This is a genomic window from bacterium SCSIO 12643, from assembly GCA_024398135.1.
Classification (GTDB): domain Bacteria; phylum Bacteroidota; class Bacteroidia; order Flavobacteriales_G; family Salibacteraceae; genus CAJXZP01.
The window spans coordinates 358,161-380,084 of sequence record CP073750.1; the positions used below are offsets into that span (position 1 = coordinate 358,161).

At 37.7% G+C, this 21,924-nt stretch carries 11 protein-coding genes; 4 read left to right on the forward strand and 7 right to left on the reverse strand.

Annotation, left to right across the window (positions count from 1 at the left end; genetic code table 11):
• Positions 1 to 13 precede the first annotated feature (13 nt).
• The 4 genes from KFE94_01535 to KFE94_01550 form a co-directional block, all read right to left on the reverse strand.
• A complete protein-coding gene (locus KFE94_01535) occupies positions 14 to 1,552 on the reverse strand; it encodes a T9SS type A sorting domain-containing protein (GenBank protein ID UTW66824.1) in 1,539 nt (512 codons plus the stop codon).
• Positions 1,552 to 6,492, reverse strand: coding sequence for a T9SS type A sorting domain-containing protein (locus tag KFE94_01540; protein UTW66825.1), 4,941 nt, complete (start codon positions 6,490 to 6,492; stop codon positions 1,552 to 1,554). The genes KFE94_01535 and KFE94_01540 overlap by 1 nt, the downstream gene beginning before the upstream one ends.
• A gap of 319 nt (positions 6,493 to 6,811) precedes the next feature.
• Positions 6,812 to 8,059, reverse strand: a complete 1,248-nt coding sequence (rocD, locus tag KFE94_01545) for an ornithine--oxo-acid transaminase (GenBank protein UTW66826.1) — start codon at positions 8,057 to 8,059, stop codon at positions 6,812 to 6,814.
• Positions 8,060 to 8,292: 233 nt separating this feature from the next.
• Positions 8,293 to 11,925, reverse strand: a complete 3,633-nt coding sequence (locus KFE94_01550) for a T9SS type A sorting domain-containing protein (GenBank protein ID UTW66827.1) — start codon at positions 11,923 to 11,925, stop codon at positions 8,293 to 8,295.
• 371 nt (positions 11,926 to 12,296) lie between these two features.
• Here KFE94_01550 and rlmD point away from each other — a divergent pair, with 371 nt between their 5' ends.
• Positions 12,297 to 13,742 (forward strand): 23S rRNA (uracil(1939)-C(5))-methyltransferase RlmD, encoded by a 1,446-nt coding sequence (rlmD, locus tag KFE94_01555; GenBank protein UTW66828.1) that lies wholly within the window; start codon positions 12,297 to 12,299, stop codon positions 13,740 to 13,742.
• Position 13,743: 1 nt separating this feature from the next.
• Here rlmD and KFE94_01560 read toward each other — a convergent pair whose 3' ends face one another.
• The 3 genes from KFE94_01560 to KFE94_01570 all read right to left on the reverse strand — a co-directional run bounded on the left by KFE94_01560 (position 13,744) and on the right by KFE94_01570 (position 17,699).
• Positions 13,744 to 15,213, reverse strand: a complete 1,470-nt coding sequence (locus KFE94_01560) for a hypothetical protein (GenBank protein UTW66829.1) — start codon at positions 15,211 to 15,213, stop codon at positions 13,744 to 13,746.
• Positions 15,213 to 16,910 carry a hypothetical protein gene (locus tag KFE94_01565; GenBank protein ID UTW66830.1) on the reverse strand — a complete coding sequence of 566 codons (1,698 nt, stop codon included), beginning with the start codon at positions 16,908 to 16,910 and terminating at the stop codon, positions 15,213 to 15,215. Before KFE94_01565 ends, KFE94_01560 begins: the two co-directional genes overlap by 1 nt.
• 84 nt (positions 16,911 to 16,994) lie before the next feature.
• Positions 16,995 to 17,699, reverse strand: a complete 705-nt coding sequence (locus KFE94_01570) for a response regulator transcription factor (protein ID UTW66831.1) — start codon at positions 17,697 to 17,699, stop codon at positions 16,995 to 16,997.
• Between the two features lie 144 nt (positions 17,700 to 17,843).
• Between KFE94_01570 and KFE94_01575 the strand changes: the two genes are divergently transcribed.
• The 3 genes from KFE94_01575 to menD are packed head-to-tail and all read left to right on the forward strand — an operon-like array spanning position 17,844 to position 21,885.
• A complete protein-coding gene (locus KFE94_01575; GenBank protein ID UTW66832.1) occupies positions 17,844 to 19,097 on the forward strand; it encodes a T9SS type A sorting domain-containing protein in 1,254 nt (417 codons plus the stop codon).
• Positions 19,094 to 20,161 carry an isochorismate synthase gene (locus tag KFE94_01580; protein UTW66833.1) on the forward strand — a complete coding sequence of 356 codons (1,068 nt, stop codon included), beginning with the start codon at positions 19,094 to 19,096 and terminating at the stop codon, positions 20,159 to 20,161. Before KFE94_01575 ends, KFE94_01580 begins: the two co-directional genes overlap by 4 nt.
• A 41-nt stretch (positions 20,162 to 20,202) precedes the next feature.
• Positions 20,203 to 21,885, forward strand: a complete 1,683-nt coding sequence (gene menD, locus KFE94_01585; protein UTW66834.1) for a 2-succinyl-5-enolpyruvyl-6-hydroxy-3-cyclohexene-1-carboxylic-acid synthase — start codon at positions 20,203 to 20,205, stop codon at positions 21,883 to 21,885.
• The last annotated feature ends 39 nt before the right edge of the window (positions 21,886 to 21,924 follow it).

The following is a 21,924-nucleotide window of genomic DNA, read 5'->3' on the forward strand; positions in this document are numbered from 1 at the left end:
ATTAAGCTTTTAGTTATTCAATAACTATCTTCCCCCATACCTCATCGATTTTATAGGTATAGATTCCTGAGGCTAAACCGGAAACGGATATCGTATTTTGATACGATTGCAGTTTTTGAGTCAGTACGCGTTTACCTAACAAATCATAAAGTTCAAAATCATATACGCGAGGGTTCCCATTGGGAGTGATTTCGATATTTAGAAGATTATGTGTTGGGTTGGGATATATTTTTAGCGCAGCAATAGATGTTTCTATTTGAGGAACACTTACCACTTCACAGCCTTGAACTAAACATCCAAAACTATCTACTTTGACCACCCAGGTATCTTGCGTTCCGGTATCGGGTGGATTGGGGAGCAAATATCCTGCTGCTGCAAAACCTCCATCATCTGTTTGTACTATACTATTAAAAAAATGATCGGACCAGGGACTTTGTACGTTCTCAGGATGAACAAAACTTCTACTCCATAAGGAATCTCCATTCGCAGAATATTTAGCAATCACACCCATCGTACTGTATTTTCCCTTAAAATTTACAGTATCTAGATTAAGTCTAACATGCGTTCCACAAACTACCAAACTCCCATCGGCTAATTCTATCAAATCGTGATATTCTGAAAATACAGGTGAAGGAGAACCTTCTTTATTCATCTTAGACCACATGATATTTCCCTGACTATCCAATTTCACTATCCAGGGAAAATGAGTATCAGACCCAGTATATTTCATAACCCCCAAACCACCTACAAATGCGTAACCTCCATCTTGTGTATTTATAATATTATACACGGGTAAATTGTTGGTATCTACTGCCCCATACGTTTGTTCCCACTCCACATTTCCAACACTATCAATCTTAATAATATACGGACGTTGTTCATCTGAAAAATCCGGGTGATAAACCGCTCCTCCTATTATATAGCCACTATCTGGAGTAATTTGAACCGAAAAACCTTGTTCAAAATTCGTAGTATTTCCATAAACCCTACGCCATAGTTCATTACCTAAACTATCAGTTTTAATCAAAATTATATCTTCTGTTCCCATTTGATTTGCAGGAATAGTTTGAATTCTTCCGACAAATACTAACCCCTCATCCCTATCTTCTACAACATCAAGTACTGACAGAAACAAAGAATTATCTATATATGTTTTAGTAAAGACTGTATCGCCATAAACATCATACTTAACGACCATATATCGATAAACCAAACTATCGGTTATGGATTCAATACTCATTACATCATAAAATCCTCCTTGAGAATAACCAATTAATGAACCTGAAAAAACTTCTGTACTATCTGCTTCTATTCTTACACCAAGGGTATTGCTTCCATTGGTAATGTTCATGGTCGAAAAAGTCTGACTTTTAAACCCGGCTGCATTAAAGTTATAGCCGATATTCACATATAATGAATCATTTTGATTCACTATGGCCCGAGTGCCGCTTCCCCAGGCACCCGTTTCCGGGTACCGCATATTAAAATAGGTGGATTGGGCTCCCAACTGAGAGCCTAATCCGAATAATATGATGATCCAGAAGAATCGCATTATTTGATGATTTCTAACATTTGTTTTTGTACTTCATGTGCTCCATCCAAAATACGGATCACATACATTCCGGTAGGTAATGATCCCATATTAATATTTTGGCTTGCTGTGTTCATTTTTTGGTTGGTCAATACCACTTTCCCCTGGCTGTTAATGATTTCTATACGAATCACATTTTCAGAAGCATATCCAGCACTTTGTACTGTAATATATTCCTGTGCCGGATTTGGGAATATTTCAAAGATAACTTCTTCTTGTACTTCGCGCAATTCAAAAACGCTTTGTTGCGCTCTTTTACCTGCTGGTGGGTTATAGGTCACCATCTCCGGTAAATACAGCTCTTCCTGACTAAACTTTAACCACGATTTTGCATACACCCCTTTTCGGGTATCAGTTTCCTGACTATAGTTATCTAAAGTCGTCTCGGTAATGGAACTCAACTCCTTCAATTGCTGTTTCCCTCCGGAAACGGCCTGATCATATATATTGTATACATCTTCAACGCCTGAGATCATATCCTGTTGCCAGGAGGTTAGTTCATGCGCATCATCCATCGCACTCATAATCAAATTTGCTTGCTCCATATTTCCCATCCCGCGGTAATACGCGATGCGTTGCAAATCCGCCATTGGCGTTGGAATCTCAGCCAAGAGTGCCGGAATACTATCTGAATCATCTCCGGTACTATCCGCCATCCAGTGGGCAATCAGTAATCGTGCAGATTTATTCATGGCTATGGCTTCATGGGCAATCTCAGCTTCGAGTACATCACGTTGTGACAGTACTTCAAATAATCCTAAAAAGGTATTGATCATATAAGCCGGCATCGGAACCGTTTTGGTTTCTAATAAGTTCATGATTTCCTCATTTCGAGAAGCATGAGCATTCACCATCAATACATCCAAAAGTAGCGCATTGGACAATAATCCATCATTAATGGTTTCTATAATCACTTCATCACTTAACGGGGAATCATTGATTAAATCATTACGTAAATTCCAGGCATCCTGAGGTTGTGTGGTTTGCACGGTATTCAATAACCCATAGGTATCTCCACCATCAACCGTACTGGTATAGACATATTGCGCTTGATGGTAATTGGACTTAGCTTCATTAAACACACTGCGTTCACTTTCTCCTTTTTGTTGATCCATTCGTCCGCGATCCTGACTTAAAAAATGCTCAATACTCGAAAGACAATTATCATTAGGGTTGATGCCCCCTTGTAAATCATGGGTAATGACCTTTAACGGATCAATATCGGTCGGTTCTAAAATATATCCTGCCGAATTGGTATGATGAAAGTAATTCATGATCACCCCAATGGAAGAATTATTGGCAATATGTTTTTCAGGAAATAAACTACTGCTATTGGTAAAGGCATTATCCGCAGCATGATTTGAAGCTCCTTGATTTCTGGCAATTCCAGTTCCTCCATGAATGGTGATATCATAAATCCCCGGATTTTGATGGAGATTACATTCATATTGTAGTCCAAAGAAAGTATTACCAGGGTCATTATTATCCTTATACGCCATATTCCCATAATAGGCATTCTCAAAACCATTCTTATCAATCAGATTCACTGCTCCACCGGTAGAACGCGCTAGAATCCCAGTCGTGAGTCCATCCAGTTTATTTTGGGTTACGGTAAATTGATCTGCCACATTTAAATAAATCCCAATAGAACTTGGGGGTTGCACCCCAAAACCATTGGCATCCAGGCTAAATGAATTTCGGGTAATCACCGCATGTTGTACTCCATTGGCCACCACCCCATAATCACAATTGATAAAGTTGGTCGTATCTACCATAAACGCATAGCCCATTCCACTACTGGTGGCATCAATTCCGGCTTTTAGTCCTATAAAATGACTTTGTACCGGAGTAGTACATGGATACTGGTTACACCATTCTTTTACGGTATAATCGGCATCCCAGGAGTAAATCCCCGCTTTGTTTAAACTCTGCCCCGAGATGTTTTTAAAATCACATCCGTCAAAATCAATTCCACGTACTTGCCATAGGGTTACCATGGCATCTCTTGGTGGTTTCACATCAAATAAATAGTTCTGGTCTATGATAAAATCACATTTATAAAACGCACTGCGATAAGGCGCCACTTGTCCTGCATTTGGCCCACTATTATAGTGGTTTTCAAACGCCATAAACTCTACATCTCTTCGGTTGTTTTTAAAGAATGAACTACTTGCATAGATCATTCCCCCACGCATATTCCAATCATTTGGATTCCATAAACGCACCGCATTATCCGCATTTTCAATAGTGGAATAATTCATGGTTAGTTTCCCCACCAAACAAGATGTCCCAGAAGGACAATACTGGGAATTGGTGTTATATGAACTATTCCCCCATACTTCAATGCCATCCCAAAAAGCCCCACATTCATTGGTAATGGTACTTGAGTTTAAAATCAACTCCGCCCCCTGATCTACAATAATCTTGGTTCCGGCTGCCATACTGATGGTCGCGTTGTTGATGGTGAGTTTATCTCCCGGTTTGATATGTATCGTTTGATGTATTTTTTGATCTGCATTCCATACTTCACCATTAGGACTACCTGCTAGAATTTCATTCGCAGGTAATAAATCTGTACTCCACATCCCTCGCCCATATGTAGCTGCATATATTTTTCGATGACAATAATTTATCTCTACATCCATCACCACCACTGAAGGTAATCCTGAATTAAAGCATTCCCATTGATTCATAGATGCGTCTCTATAAAACACACCGATATCCGTAGCTAAATACAATCGATCATTGGAACCTTTTTCATATTTAATCTGGTGTACCGGAAAGTTCTCTAACCCCTCAGAGTAATTACTCCATGTTGTCCCTCCATTTGTAGAATGAAATACTTTATCTGGATTTGGAGTATTTGAATTATCATAAAAACCACCTAACGTAATCCATAATTCTTGATCATCATCCGGATTGACTTCAATATCCGTTATGGATGAATTATCTCTGGCCGCCCATTCCGGAGTAATCCCTATCCAGGTTGCGCCACCGTCAGTTGTTTTAAATAATGCCGAATCAATCAATGTTCCAGAACCCCATTGCGTTCTATCCGTAGATAAATAGATCAGATTAGAATTGGTATAAGACATGGCTAAGTCAGACACATATCTTTTGGAGTTTAATGTCGGTGATATATTTACTTGCGAAGCATATATATTTGATGCTGTTAAATCATGTTTATATACATCATGAAGTCCAAAATAAAACACACTTGGATCCTGTGTATCCAACATAAATGCAGTAGTATGTGTAGCAACTCCTAAACACAAGGATCCTGGCATCCCTACTTTAGCACAAATATTTGTTTCAATGGTCTTCGTAGAAGATAATTGATTAATATCCGACATACCAATATAGCTATTGGTACTATGAATCACATATTCTTTACCTCCAAAATTGGTAAACATTGAACTTCCGCCATCTCCACCTGATATTTTTCTCCATTGGCGATTTACCTGCAACATGGTTCCATTATCCTGCGTTCCCATAACTTCATAAGCCTTGCCATATTTATTCACGTCACATTCCCAGGCTTGTGTGATATCTAAACCATTTCGCGTCTTTTTATATACTGAACTGGGGCCGACAATTAAGCTTACACCACCATCTGTTCCGATTAACAATGAATCATTTATACCATTCGTCCCAGAGGCTGATGATGATATATATGCAATGGAATGAATATCATCATGAATACTACCATAACTTGTATATTCAACAAAACTATTTCCATTATTAATAGTCCTATGCACATCCTTTCCTCCAATGTAAAAGATGTTAGATTCGGTAGGAGAAACCGCCAATGCGTTTCGATTGGGTATTTGCCCACTAAATGATGCTGTCTTTGACGTATATGTGTTTCCTCTATCATTTGAAATAAATGCTTTTCCAACATATTCTAAATATAAATTATCTGGCGCTGCAGGAGTTACATCTATAAAAAAACGCTCTCCGGTCATATTGGGATCAGTAATATCTGTCCATATGGTAGTATTCATATTATAACGCCAGACCCTAGCTGGATTTGAACCATTCTTATGCGCAGTCACATACAATAACATATCCCCCCCTGAATTGATCATCTTTAACTTATCAAATTTTTGTCCATTGGGGTCCGTTCTAAAAACTGAAAAAGTGGTACCTCCATCCAATGTCCTCATGATTTGACCCTCATAGGTTACATACAACTCATTGACGTTCAGTGGTGACATTTCAATATCTGCAACAATTTTATATTGGGTAGTACCATTAAAAGTCTGAGATATATTTTCCCAGGTTTGCCCTCCATTTGTCGTTTTATATATTCCTGCTCCATACCGAGAACTTATTGGACCCGATAATCCTGTTGCAATCCATACAATATCAGAATTAGTCGGATGAATTACGATATCCACAATACCTAAACCCGGAACACGAATAGAATCCACGTCAAATACACTTTGCCATGAATTACCCAAATTGGTACTTTTAAACAGGCCTCCAGTATTTGAACCTGCATATACAATGTCGTGATTTTGCTCATACACTGCTATACTTTCTATTCTACCAATTCCATTAGAATTAATTGGTAAGGTCCCCAAGGGAATTGTTGATGGCCCCTCACTTTTCCAGTTTCCCAGGCTTCCACAAGTTACAAATCCAGCATCAGGTGCATCTGTATAACCTGTAGTTCCATCAGTGTTCAATCTAGTTTTCCAAAATTGCTCCCATCTGGCATAATTCTTTAAATCTGAAGAATCACTATCGGTAAGAATAGCCTTATTCTGATATAAGGCTTTAACCGAAGTTTGAATGTTCTCAAAGGTCATGTTATGATTACTTATATAATCATCAACTGACTGTCCAAAAGAGTTAAATGTAATGGTTAGCGCTAAAAGAGTTTTAAAAAGTTTCATAATGTTTTGTGTGTTTAATATTTCATGTCGTAAACTTAATTATTCATTTCTCTTTACACAATACGTATAAACCACATTTGTCATTAACTATACGGTTAAAATATTTAAATATACATTCAAAAAGTCTATTTTCATCAAATACAGGGTCAAATCCGTTTCATTATTAATTCAAAAAATGAGTACATCATTTACAGTTAGCAAACTTAATCGGGAACCAAAAAGAAATTTTTATTACATTTTAAATCCCAATAAAAAGTAGGCGCATAAAAAAAGCCATCCTCAAACGAGAATGGCTTTTATCATTATAATGTATTTCGAATTATGCTTTTTCGAAATCTAAAATCGTATTGCTAATAATCTGAACACAATCTAAAATTTGCTCTTCGGTCATCACCAATGGTGGCGCAAAACGAATAATGTTACCATGTGTTGGTTTTGCTAATAATCCGTTTTCAGCCAACTTCATACAGATATCCCATGCCGTAGTACTGTTTGGAGAATCATCAATTACAATAGCATTCAATAACCCTTTACCTCTTACCTGACATACCAGTTTGCTCTTCTCAACCAATTTGTTGATTTCAGAACGGAATAACTGACCTAAAGTCTCTGCGTTCTCTGCTAGTTTTTCATTCTTCACTACATTCAAGGCTGCAATTGCAACTGTAGCCGCTACCGGATTTCCTCCAAACGTAGATCCATGTTGTCCCGGGTGAATCACTTCCATAATATGCTTATCTGCCAATACTGCAGAAACCGGATAAACACCACCAGATAATGCTTTACCCAGAATTAAAACATCTGGTTTTACATTTTCGTGGTCTACCGCTAACAACTTCCCAGTTCTTGCTACACCAGTCTGTACTTCATCCGCAATAAACAATACGTTTTTCTCTCTACACAATTTAGCCGCTTCGGTAATGTAACCTTCTCCCGGAACATATACCCCAGCTTCTCCTTGAATAGGCTCTACTAAAAACGCTGCAATATTTGGATCGTTTAAAGCTTCTCTTAACGCATCAATATCATCATAAGGAATACGAACAAAACCTGTTGTGAATGGTCCAAAGTTTTGACGTGCATCCGGATCATTACTAAAAGAAATGATCGTAGTCGTTCTACCGTGGAAATTGTTTTCACAAACAATAATCTTCGCCTGATTTTGTGGAATTCCCTTTTTCTCGTATGCCCACTTACGAGCCAGTTTTAACGCAGTTTCTACTGCCTCAGCACCAGTATTCATTGGTAATACCTTCTCAAAACCAAAGTATTCTGTTACAAACTTTTCGTATACACCTAACTTATCGTTAAAAAATGCACGAGATGTTAAAGTTAAAGTGGAAGCCTGTTCATTTAAAGCTCCGATAATTTCAGGATGACAATGTCCCTGATTTACTGCAGAATAAGCAGATAAAAAATCATAATACTTCTTTCCTTCTACATCCCAAACGTGAACACCTTCACCTTTGGACAAAACCACTGGTAGCGGATGATAATTATGTGCGCCATATTTATCTTCCAACTCGATATAGTGCTTTGAGCCTAACTTTTCCATTGTATTTGCCATACCTAAAATTTTATTTAATCAATAGCGCGAATTTAAACGTTTCTCAGCATCTTATAAAACAAAAAAGGGGGAAGAAATCATCTTCACCCCTTTATGCTAGTTAACTGTCAAATTCTAAATTTCACAGTTATTAATACCAAACATCAATCATTGTAGTAAGTGTTTAATTAGTAATTGTAGTTAGCGTGTTAAAAGCATTAAGACCAGCGCCTTAATGATAGATAGTTAGCCTTTTAATATTTTATAAATTTAATGAATTTTATGTGGTTTTCCACATTTGTCTTGAGCAGGTAAACACCGGCAGAAAACTCAGAAACTGATATATTTTGCGAAACGTAACCTTCCCAAACACCCGACTGTATTGACTTTCCGGATAAATCTAATATTTCATATGCCACATCTCGATCCGTATTTAAGTCAATATGTAAAACATTATTGACAGGATTTGGATATATTTTGATAAAATCTGTTGTGATTTCATTTACCCCGGTGCATACCATAACTTCAATTACAGAGGACGTTTCATTTTTACAACCATTGCCATCTTCTATCTTATACGAAATTGTATGCTCACCGGTTCCTGCAAGCTGTGGATAAAACTTGCCATTTTGCAATCCATTTCCGGAATATATCCCGCCTAAAGGAATGGCATTCGGTAATTCTATTCCACTCGTTTGATCCAAACAAACCTGGGCAACCGAAAAAGCATCCATTTGCACCAATGGTAAAGGATTCACCTTTACAAATCGATCTTTTGTATTTTCACAACCATTCACATCCACGATTTTAGCCGTGTAAGTAGTCGAACTCTGTGGTTTTACAATCGCTCCATTTGGAATTCCAGAATTCCAGGTGATTGCTCCATTCCCAATTCCATTCAGTAGAACCCCTGCTCCCTCGCAAATTGTAGTATCTGAACCAATATTCAATGTTGGAATATCATGTACTTTAATAGTAACTTCTGTGGAATCACTACACCCCTGATTATTTTGAACGATGGCTTTATAGGTTTGTGTTTGCTGTGGAGTCACCACAATATTTCCGGTCACCCCGTGATTCCAAATCACAGGTGCATTTCCAAATACAGAAATATCCACCGAATCTCCGATACAAATTTCATTTTGGGATGGCTGCACAATTAGCCACGGCTTTGGCAAGATTTGTACATAAACCGAATCTGTTTGCGAACATCCATGAACATTTGTCGCAGTTGCGGTACCATAAGTTGAATTCCCCAATGTAACCTGAGTAGGATTCCCAGCACCTAAATTCCAGGTTACATTACCATTGGAAATAGCAGATAACGTTACAGGCTGTCCATAACATACTGGAGTAACGTTATTGATGTTTAACGTTGGCAATGGATGCACCGTAACCCAAACCGAATCTGAAGTTTCACATCCATGAATACTTGTTGCAGTGGCTTTATATACTCCAGAATTAGATGGATTTATCACTACTGTATTCCCTACCCCCGCATTCCAGGAAACACTGGTTGCTGATGTCGCATTGGCATGTAGTACCACAGACTGCCCCACACAAATTGGCGCCACACTATTGACACTTAATTGTGGTTTTACATGCACTACAATTAATGTACTATCCATAGTTGTACATCCGTAATTATTTGTTGCGGTTACAAAATAATGCGTTGATGAAGTGGGTGAAGCATATACCGGATTCCCTCCAACATCCCAGACTGATGCAGCATTAGACGTAGCACTCAAAAGCACAGAATCTCCTTCACAAATTGTATCCGAAGCATTTACATTCAAAGTAGGTTTTGGCCATACAGTTAAATGTATCGAATCCGAGTTCACACATCCATTTGCATCAGTTGCTATTACCGAATAAGTGGTATTTACCGATGGACTCACCGCTATTGACGAATTGGTCGCACCCGTATTCCATACCAATGACTCATTTGAATTGGCCTGAATAGTGGCCGACTCTCCCAAACAAATTGGATTGACTGGAGCTATATTTAAACCTGGCAAATTCCAAACGGTTACTTCAACCGAATCTAGACGAATACATCCAGAGTTATCTGTCGCAGTCACATAATACATGGTATTCTGTTGTGGACTCACGCGAATCACACTTCCTGTACCTGTATTCCATTGAATGTTCGCATTAGAATTTGCAATTAAATCAATCGAATCTCCCATACATATTGGAGCGGTGCCTGCAATACTTAAAGTCGGATTAGGGTTTACGACTACGGTGGAACTATCCTCCGTTATACAACCAAATGCATTGGTTGCTGTGGCATAATAAGTTGTGGTCGTTGCCGGGGAGACCATTACAGAACTCCCTACTCCCACATTCCAATTGACCACTCCATTAGATATCGCATTTAATTGTACTGAATCTCCATCACAAATAGTTGGAGTACTTGCCGTAAATATGACCGGATTCGAATGTACGATCACCTCAATGGAATCTTTACTTTGACATCCATTTGTTCCGGTGGAGGTTACAAAATATTCAGAGGTCGTTTGCGGATATAATTGAATATTATTTCCTACTCCAACATTCCAATTCAATTGCCCATTCGTATTGGCATATAAAATGGCCGCATCGCCTTCGCAAATTGGAGGTACCGGATTTATAACTAAAGATGGCAAAGCCAATACACTGACTTCTGCAGAGTCTTTTGTCACACAACCCTGAACGGATTGCGCAGTGACCACAAACGTTTGCGAAGTTTGCGGTTTCGTATAAAAATTATTTCCTGGACCTACATTCCAATTTACACTCGCATTTGAGATCCCGCTTAATAAAATCGAATCTCCGGCACAAATCGAATCCGGAATCGAAAAACTTAATGTTGGATTTGCAAAAACTGTTACCTCCACACTGTCCTTCACTTCACAACCAAAACCGTTTATAGCCTGCGCTACATAAAATGTATCTTGTTGTGGTGAAACCTGCATAGGACTACTATGACCTGAGCTCCACGAAATCGTTCCGGTACCGATAGCACTTAAACTCACTGTATCACCAACACATAAACTTATCGGAGCACTTACGGATAATTGAGGTAAAGGAATAACAAAAACAGACGTTGAATCATAATTTACACATCCACTGGCATCTTCTATGGTAACAAAATAATCCATTGAAGCTTGAGGGGCTAAAGTGAAAGTTCCGGTATCTCCGGTATTCCAAATCATCGTACCATTTCCAATGGCCTGCAAAGTCACCGAGTCACCTGCGCAAATCATACTATGAGAAGCAACCGCTTGTACGGATGGTGTTGGGTAATTTATAATTTTTGTTACAAAAAAGGAATCGCATACTGTAGTACTATATACGGTGTCGTAATAAAGTCCGGGATTTGAAAACCACTCTCCCCTAACCAAAACCGAATCATCCACACATTTGTAAATTGTTTGATGTACTTGCGTACTGTCCTTATAAGAAAGATAAACCCCCATTACACTATCACAACCAAAAGTTGATGTTAACGTATCGAAATACAATCCCGGAGACTTTCTCCATTCATGGCCTAACAACATACTATCTCCATTACAAATGGAGTCTTGCGTGTAATAAAAATAATGGGGTTTAAACAAAACATTGTATACCACTATACTATCACATCCTCCGGCTGAAACCAAAGAATCGGTATACAATCCACTACTATAAACTGTTTGATTATTTATTGTTAAAGGTGAACCCGCACATAAGTCCATATCGACATATACGGTAGTATCACAAGAATTACTTCCTCCAACATTATTGGAGGTGATATCGGCTCCATAATTCAATTCCATACGCCAATCTGGGGAGATTGCTTTTGCGTAGGTGAATGAAAGAGCCAGCACAATGAATGTGCTTAATAGGTGGTGTGGTGCTTTCATACGTGGCGCAAATATAGACAGCCCAAACACTCGAAAAGCATGAATTACAACACACTAACACCTATTGAAAGTTTAATGAAACAGATTGCTAAAATCTTTAAAAACACAGGTTTCCAACTCACTTACTCAAAACTTAAAACTGAAAATACATTAAATCACAACAACCAACAATATTTACATATCATAAAATACTACTTCACAAAACCTTATTTCGAAATCATTATTCCACAATCAAATCAATGACTTTATAGCTCAAAAATTTGCCATGCGATTATAAATCATCTGTCAAAAGAGAAATTTCAATCGATCTTAACATTGCTATTTTTCGACTTAGAATTATCAATAAATTTGCAGGCTCTTAATGAAACGGTATGGATATCAAAAAGATTAAAAAAGGACACATTATCGAACTTCAAATTTCAGATTTGGCATTTGGAGGAAAAGGAATATCAAAAGTTAAAACCGAAGATGGAGATTATGTGTTTTTTGTACTAAATACTTTTCCCGGACAAACGGTTAAAGCACGAATCATTAAGAAAAAAAGAAAATACGCGGAAGCAAAAGTTACGGAGATCGTCAAACCATCTGAAGACGAATATGAGATTCCATATCAAGCTATACCTGGCGCACCGTATGCGACATGGCCAGTAGCTAAACAACAGGCGCATAAGAAAAAAAGTACATTAGATGTACTTCAAAGATTAGGTGATGTACAGAATACCGAAGAGTTATTTGATGAATTTATCGCTTCCCCTTCTGACTGGCATTATCGCAACAAAATGGAATATTCTTTTTCCACCATTATATGGGATGAAAAAGAGAAAACTGATATTGATGAATTTGGTTTAGGGTTTAAACATCGCGGGCAATGGCGTGTGGTGGATAATTTAAACGCGGATTCCGGACTATTTGATGCCCAAATCGAAAATGGCGTTCAAACGATTCGTCAATGGTGTGAAAACTCGGGGTTACCTGCCTGGCATCCGGTAAGACATCATGGTTTTTACAGATACCTGACTGTTCGAAAGAGTTTTTATAGTGACAAAATTCTATACAAACTCACTACAAGCTCTTCACATTTAGACCAGTTTGATGTTGAAGGATTCATTCAATTGTTAAAGGATATAGTAGGAGATCGTTTGGCAGGAGTCATCCATACTTTGAATGATGGACAGGGAGATCGTACACAGGATGAAAGTTTGATCTCAAAAGTCATTTACGGTGAAGATCGTTTAGAAGAAAAAATTCATGATCTTAAGTTTGATGTGAGTATTGGTAGCTTTTTTCAACCAAATCCACAATCTGCAGAACTATTGTATCAAAAAGCCATTGACTATACGTTCTTAAATCAAAATTTCACCGATCAGGATACTATCGTAGATCTTTTTTGTGGAACAGGTACCATTGGACAATTGGTTGCCAACCAGGCCGAGGGAAATGTACGTGTCATTGGGGTGGATATCATCAAAAAGGCCATTGAGGATGCCACAAAAAATGCCCAAAAGAATGGGTTGCAAAATCTGGGATTCTTTGCAGCCGATGTCAAGAATTTCTTAAACGAACACCCGGAATACAAAAACAATATTAAGACCGTAATTCTCGATCCACCCAGATCAGGGATTACTCCTAAAGCACTAAAAAGAATCATTGAATTAAACTCTTCTCGCGTAGTGTATATCTCCTGTAACCCAGCTACACAAGCCAGAGATTTACAGGAATTCACCGCGGCCGGTTATGTCATTCAAAAAATCAGTATTGTAGATCAGTTTGTACATACCGCACACGTAGAAAGTGTGGTTCTAATGGAAAAGGAATAAGCTATTTCCTCAAAGTCAATCCGACAAATAATATGATGGCATCGCCTTTAAAATTCATATTATTCTGCTGAACACCTTCTAATTTATATGGTGTTTCTGATTCTACATGAATAGGCGGTGTGAAGTTCGCGAATGCAGGTTGATTTTTTGCTCTGGAAAAAGAATATTCAATTCCAAACAGGACATCAAAGTTCAAGAACGCAAAGTTTTTTCCCGCAGAAAAATGATAGTAATCGGTCTTTGCATTTAACAGCTTATTTAGAGGTGCCAATTCTTTATAATCAAAGTTATTGAGTGCATCGAAATCTGTTTTAAAGCCAAATAACCACGATCTGTTATTTGGTAAAAACTTCTCCATTCCTATTGCGATATTTAAAATACTGTTCCCACCAGCGGCAAAAGACAAAAACTCATCTTGTTGCTCCACATTTTCCGTAACGGTGGTTTCCACGTTTCCCTGACGCTCATCCACCAATCTATACGGTTTTAATCCGGCAAACCATTCCATCGTTAGATTCCAACGGTAAAATTTATTATATCTATAATCCACCCCCATCGCAATAGACATCGGATCCTTAATTTTAAAACCCAAATTACTTCCTACTTCATCGTACATATAATCCGGCAAGAACTCAGTATTATCCTTATTCAGTACATTTACATAGGATATATTACTTGCTGCATCCGCACTACCAAAAACAAACATAGATGGCGAGGTAAATACCAAACCTACTTTCACTCTATCATTTATCGCGTAATTCGCTCCAACTTTAATTGTAGCCCGCCAGCAGTAACCTTTAATATAAGAGGTGGAATTATTCACTGATACCATTTCAGAATTATCTACAGTATCTCGAGAAGTGACCTCAACTTGTTTTCTGGCATTGTATCTTAGATTCGAATTTCGTGCGAAAAAACTGGCTCCAACAGAAAAACGAGAATTAAAGAATTTCGCCACTCCCAGCCCATACCAATAATCATTATACTCTCTTCGAGAACTCACCTTTCCCAAATACTGTTCATTCCCCGGGATATTCTGATATACATCAAACTGTGTACGGTGTTCCCCGGAAAAACTATTATCGAAATTGGTTTTATTAAACACAGCGGCTTTCCAAACCAATCCAAATTTATCTTTTGGATATAAGCCCACAGATATAAACCCAGAAGCTACCGTTGGCTCCCAGTTTTGCACATCCAAACCTTCGCCCATTGCATTCTCATAACGCACCATATCAAACTTAACCAGGCCATTCGAAAAGGTAAAGCTACTTTCATTGCTATCTCTTAATATGGACGGGTTATAGTAAATTGATGTCTCATCAGCATATCCTCCTACTACTGCTCCGGAAAGCAATGCCGCTTTGGTACTAAAACTTTCGTTCCAGTGTCGGGTAAATTGTCCCAGACTATTCTGAGTCCAGAAAAACACCCCCAAAAAGCAAAGTAGTAGAATTCTATTTCGATTCATTATAAAATCTTAAGGATCGGTAATCGGTTATGCGATGGTTCATAATATGGTGATTTTTTATACAACCAATATAGTCTGTAATCTCCACTCTCAGAAAATCTTTTATCCTTAGCCATCATTTGATCATATTCCATTTGCAGCAACGGATCTTCTTCTAACATTTGCTGTGCATACGGTTCAAAGACATAGGCTGAATACCATTCTTTTTGCTGCACAATTTCATCATAAAAATTCCACGCAAAAAAACTATCCTCAGATTTAGGTTCCAAAACATTAATTAAATATCTCCACCCAGCCTGTCCCGTTGGAATAATATAATCTCCTTTCTTAAATGTCATTTGAATCACAGAATCCGTCACCTCTACATGAGAATGTAAAAAATGTCCTTCGTATGGAGTTCGCTTACTTTTATAGGATTTGATAAACATTCCCACGCCATCCATCACGGAATCTTGTTCCAAAAGCATCATTTGAATCTGATTTCTTTTCAGACGATCAATCACATCTCCCCAGGCCGCAGAGACTACATAATACTTTGGTATTTGAATCTCATCTACTTTATCAAAGTAATTGTAATACTTAATAGATATTTCTTCAGGAGCGTTTCTATCGTAATACAATTGCTTTCTCCCCAAAATTTCACTATATCGATATTCCGCTTTGTATGATTTGAATGGAATCATATCAAATCTGGTAGTATCCAGTTTCAAATTCACCGCTTCGAAAGGCATTGGTAATTCCGTATCCGAAGTTCTTTTGTTTTGAATAATTTCTTTAGAATTTGCATTTGAGAACGTAGCAATTAAATCAATAAACTTTTTGGTCGCCTCCACACGATCATCATAGGGTTTCCACATATGTGCTTCGGTAGTAAAACCGATACAGTTGAATAAAGATACATAGCCGGTGGAAAATCTAGGTAAATCATTAAACGCATGAATTCCATTGTTCGGTGTGGTACCAAAAACATTTACATATGGAGTTAAAGGTTTAAAATTATCGTAAATGTACGGCTCTAACTTTCCTACCAAAAACTGACTCAAATGAGCGTCCAGACGTTCTTTTCTTGGAGATAATAACGTCATGGTGTACTCATAATCCGCACCATTTGAGGTATGCGTATCTATAAAAATATGCGGTTTCAACCAATGAAATAAGCGCGTAAATGAAGTTGCATTTTTACTATCGTTCTTGATATAGTCACGATTTAAATCCAGATTTCTGGCATTTCCTCTAAACCCATGTGTTTCCGGACCATTCTGATTGGCTCGGCTACAACACCCGCGATTTAACATACCTCCAACATTATACACTGGGATAATTCCGATCACGACATTTTCAGGGATCTTATTATTCTCAATGGTAGATTTTGCCCATTCCAAACTCGCATCAATACCACATGGCTCGCCTGCATGAATTCCATTTTGGATCAAAATAATCGTCTTCTGTTGTAAAGCTTCAGGATAAAAAGCACTATCACCATTTATTAAAAACAGATGCAACGACCTTCCTGAATCGGTCTCCCCAAAAGTAATCAGATCACATGTTTGATATCGATTTGAAAGTTTTTGATACTGATGAATTAACGCATCATAGGTGATCGTTTGGTTAGATGCTCGGGAATATTGTTGAGCGAATGCATCATTTACATTCCAAATGAGCGCACTAATGAATAATAATCGTAGATATGTTTTCATATGATGATTTAAACCTCGCAAGCAAAGTTAACAGGAGTTTTAAATGCACCAACGACCAGGTTATGAATCGCTAATTTTTGGCTTTTAATCTTCAGATTCAAACTTATACCCTACACCACGTACCGAAAAGAAATGTTCTGGTTGTCTTTGATTTTTTTCAAAATACTTACGGTACGCCAGAATATAATTATCAATTGTTCTGGTAGATGGGAATACATCATACCCCCAGATTTTCTGTAGGATTTCTTCTCTTGAAACCACTTTCCCCCGCTTTTCAATCAACAACTTCAATAGCTTCATTTCACGTTTGGAAAGCGTTTTTTGTTCCCCATTCCAGGTCTCAATTTCAAAACTTAAAAAATCAACTTTATTCCCTCCAAACTCAAAGTTATCAAAGTTTTCCAACTGCGAATCCGACAATTCATGGCCTCTTTTCACCAATAAATTCACACGAAGTAAAAACTCCTCCAAATTAAATGGCTTAGCCATATAATCATCTGCTCCGGTCTTTAATCCATTGATCTTATCTTCTGCACTGTTCTTCGCAGACAAGAACATAATCGGCACTTTAGAATTCTCCAATCTAATGGTTTCACAAACCACAAACCCATCAATCTTAGGAATCATGACATCCAAGATAATCAAATGAAAATGTCCAGCCTTAAACTTTTCTAACGCCTGTTCCCCATCCACAGCAACGGTTACATTATAACCTTCAAGTTCCAGGTTCAGTTTTAAAGCTTCATATAATGACGGTTCATCTTCAACGATTAAAATACGGTCTGCCATAGTTTTTGATTTTTCACAAATTTAAATGTTTATGTACGCATTATTTCTGTCCAATATCATTTATCCATTCCCATTTTGAAAATTTACAGAATAATGACAGTTACAAATATTGTATGCGCCCTTGAATACTCATATTTTTGAACCATGCAGAGTGTCTATGTCAGCTTGATTTTATTTTTTTCAGTTTTAGGTGGTTTTGCCCAGACATCATCTCATATTCACAAGTGCAGCCAGCAACAGCATAGTGACTCGATTCGAAAAGCTCATCCTGAAATTAATGAGCTCATCAATCAAAACGAACAGGAACTTCAACAATGGCTGAAATATACTTCTCAATATCCTCAAGTACAATCGGTCATTACCATTCCTGTGGTTTTTCATGTATTATATGCCAATGAGGATCAGAATCTTCCTGATGATCAAATTATGGCACAATTAGATGTGCTCAATAGAGACTTCAGACGTCAAAATGCCGATACGATCCTCACGCCTCAAAGATTTAAATCCATTTCAGCCGATACTGAAATTGAATTTTGTTTGGCCACTCAAAAGCCAGATGGTCAGCCAACAAATGGTATTATTAGACAACAAACAGATATTCCAAATATTGGGAATACTAATAAATACTATAGACCTACGCAGGGTGGTTCTCAAATTTGGGATCCGCGATACTATTTGAACATCTGGGTTTGTGAAATCACAGACACTTTATTAGGATTTACCTATCTACCTGGAGAAGCTCAACCCAATTATGACGGAGTCGTTTTGAACTACAAAGTTTGTGGGGACAAATCCTATATTCCAGCACCTTTTAACATGGGGCGAACATTGGTTCATGAAATCGGTCACTGGCTCAACTTGCAACACGTTTGGGGGCCACAAGATGGTTGTCAATATGATGATGGCATTGCTGACACACCTCCACAGGAAAAATCCAATTCTAAATGCCCAAACACCGTGGTCTTATCTTGTAATAACGGCCCAAATGGAGATATGTGGGTCAATTACATGGATTACACCTACGATCAATGTCAAACTGCATTTACCTATGGTCAAAAAAACAGAATGTTAGGCACTTTAAATACCAGCAGAAAACTTCTGCCATCTTCTCAGGGTTGTGCGCCTCCGGATACCACACAGCCATTTGTTGAATCTCTCAAAGTCTATCCTAATCCGGTTAGAGAGGTTTTAAACATTGACTTTAATTTATCCAATCAACAAACAACCACTGTTTACATTTATGATATTACAGGCCGTTTAATAATGAGTTCAACCGAACTGATGGATATAGGAACATCATTTATTGATGTGAGTCACCTAAACTCCGGATGCTATATTGCATCGATTTCAACCTCCAACCTGAATCAAAAAATTAAATTTATAAAGACGGACATATGAGTCTATTTCAGAAGATCGTAAATATCTGTTTAGATAAAAATTTAAACTTCGTTGTATTTAGTTATCCTGGAAAACAAGATTTTCAACTCGTTATTGAAAATCCGGATTCTGATCTTCGTACCGATTCGGAGTTTATTTTTCATCCCTTTAAGGTATCGAAAGCGACTCCGGAAATCAGAATCCAATCACATTTTTGCTTCAACTCTTCAGAGCTTAACGATCACAATTTGGAAGAAATTCAAACGCTTAAGTCAGCTCCTAAAATTGAAATTAGTGAAGAAATTGAAGAGATTTCTAAGGATCAATACGTAAATGACCTTGGAAAAGGGATCAAAAACATGGGAACAGCAGGGTTAGATAAATTCATCTTCTCAAGAATCACAACACACATAAAATCAAATAATTTAGATTTATCGAATTATTTGATTAGCCTTAGAAAAAACCACAAAAAAACCTTCACCTACCTACTTCAACACCAAAGTTCAGGCATTTGGATGGGAGCCACTCCCGAAACTTTACTCAGTTGGAAAAATCAAATGATCTCAACTATGTCTTTGGCCGGCACACAAAAATCTGATTTGAACGTTTTGCCGCTATGGACACAAAAAGAAATTGAAGAACACGAATACGTCACGCAATATATTGAACGCACATTTGCGGACCTCAAAATTCCCATTATCACTAAAGCCAGAGAAACAGTTCATGCCGGTCCGGTTGTTCATCTTAGAACATTAATCTCATCCAAAGGTCAGGTTGATTTTAAATCCGCTTTACAATGTGCGAATGCTTTACATCCTACCCCAGCCGTTTGTGGGTTACCCTTAGAAAAAGCACAACAATACATCTCAGAAATTGAATCTTATGACCGCACCTATTACACAGGATATTTGGGTTGGATACATGCAGATAAAGAATTAGAATTATTTGTGAATTTAAGATGTATGCAAATACACCCAAAGAAACTAGCTTTGTACGTTGGTGGTGGAATCACCTCAAAGTCTGATGTAGAAAAAGAATGGGAAGAAACAATGCTTAAAGCACAAACATTGTTGAACGTTCTCTAGTAATTCATCGGACCTTTTTTTGAACTTTTTATTGCTATAAATTGATAACAACAAATAAAAAAAGTGTTCAACAGCTTCTAGATAAACTTTGGCAAAAAGGTGTTCAACACATTGTTATTTCTCCGGGGTCCAGAAATGCCCCAATGATTTTAGGTTTTACTTCACACGATAAATATACTTGTCTCTCTGTTCCGGATGAGCGCGTAGCAGCATTCGTTGCTTTAGGAATTGCAGACGAAACAAAACAACCGGTAGCATTGGTTTGTACCTCCGGTTCTGCATTGTTAAATTATTATCCTGCAATTGCGGAAGCTTATTACCGTCATATTCCTCTGATCGTATTATCTGCAGATCGTCCTGCGTATTTAATTGATCAGGGAGATGGTCAAACCATTCGACAGAAAAACGTTTTTTCAAATCATATTTTATATTCAGCGGAATTACACGAAGCGCCTCAAAACAAAGAAGATGAACAGGAAAATATGGATCGCATCCAAGCTGCACTACGATTTTCAAAACCAAATATGCTTTCCAATGGAGGTCCCGTTCATTTAAATATGCCCTTTGAAGAACCGCTATATGATAGTGAAGAATATCAGCCGAATGTGGACTCCTCAAAAACAATTCAAATCGCGGAAGAAGTTTCCAATGATGATGTGCAGTTAATTCTCAATCTTTGGAATCATGCGGAAAAGAGAATGATTCTTATCGGACAAATGGATGCGGATACGGAATTAAAGGAGTCGCTCCAAGGGTTATCCCCAAACGCACTCATCCTTTCTGAAACTACCTCCAACATTGAAATACCGGGAGTTGTTAAGAATATTGATCGTTTGATTACACCTTTTTCTGAAGAGGAAAAAGAATCATTTCAGCCGGATATACTGATTACGTTTGGTGGAAATGTAGTTTCCAAAAGAATTAAATCAGTCTTAAGATCGTATCAACCTAAAAATCATATTCATATTCAGCGTACCTCTCCTCCACTCAATACGTATCAATGTCTCACACATCATGTAGAGTATACACCTTCTGTATTTTTAAAAGCGTTTGCAAAAAATGTAAATTCAGAGTCTTCCGATTGGGTTAAACACTGGATAAACCTGGACCTGTCGAGACAACAAGCGCATACGAATTATATCGCAAAAGCACCTTATTCTGATTTAACAGTCATTCATAAAATCAGTCAATTAATTCCGGACGATAGTATTGTGCATTTAGCCAATAGTACCCCGGTCAGATATGCCCAACTATTGGATTGGAAAAACAATTTGGAGTTTAAATGTAACCGTGGAACCAGTGGTATTGATGGAATCGTTTCCACTGCAGTGGGTAATGCCATTGCCAGTAGCAAACAAGTATACCTAATCGTTGGAGATTTGTCTTTTTTCTACGACACCAATGCGTGGTGGCATAGACATATCCCTCAAAACATCAAGGTTATTGTAATCAATAATGCAGGTGGAGGAATCTTTAGATTTATTGACGGACCAAATAGTACCGGTCAATTAGAGAATCACTTTGAAACGCACCAGAAAAACAGTGTTGAACACATTGCTTTAGGTTTTGACGTTAATTATCTTTGCGCGTCAAATTTGGATATGGTAGAAGAACAATTTAAAATACTTTCAACGTCTGATCAGGCTGGTATTTTAGAAATTACCACACCACAAATCCAAAATGCAGAAATTTTAAAACAATATTTTAAGAATCTTATCAATTGATCATATGATCAACTGATTGAAACATATTATTCACCATAA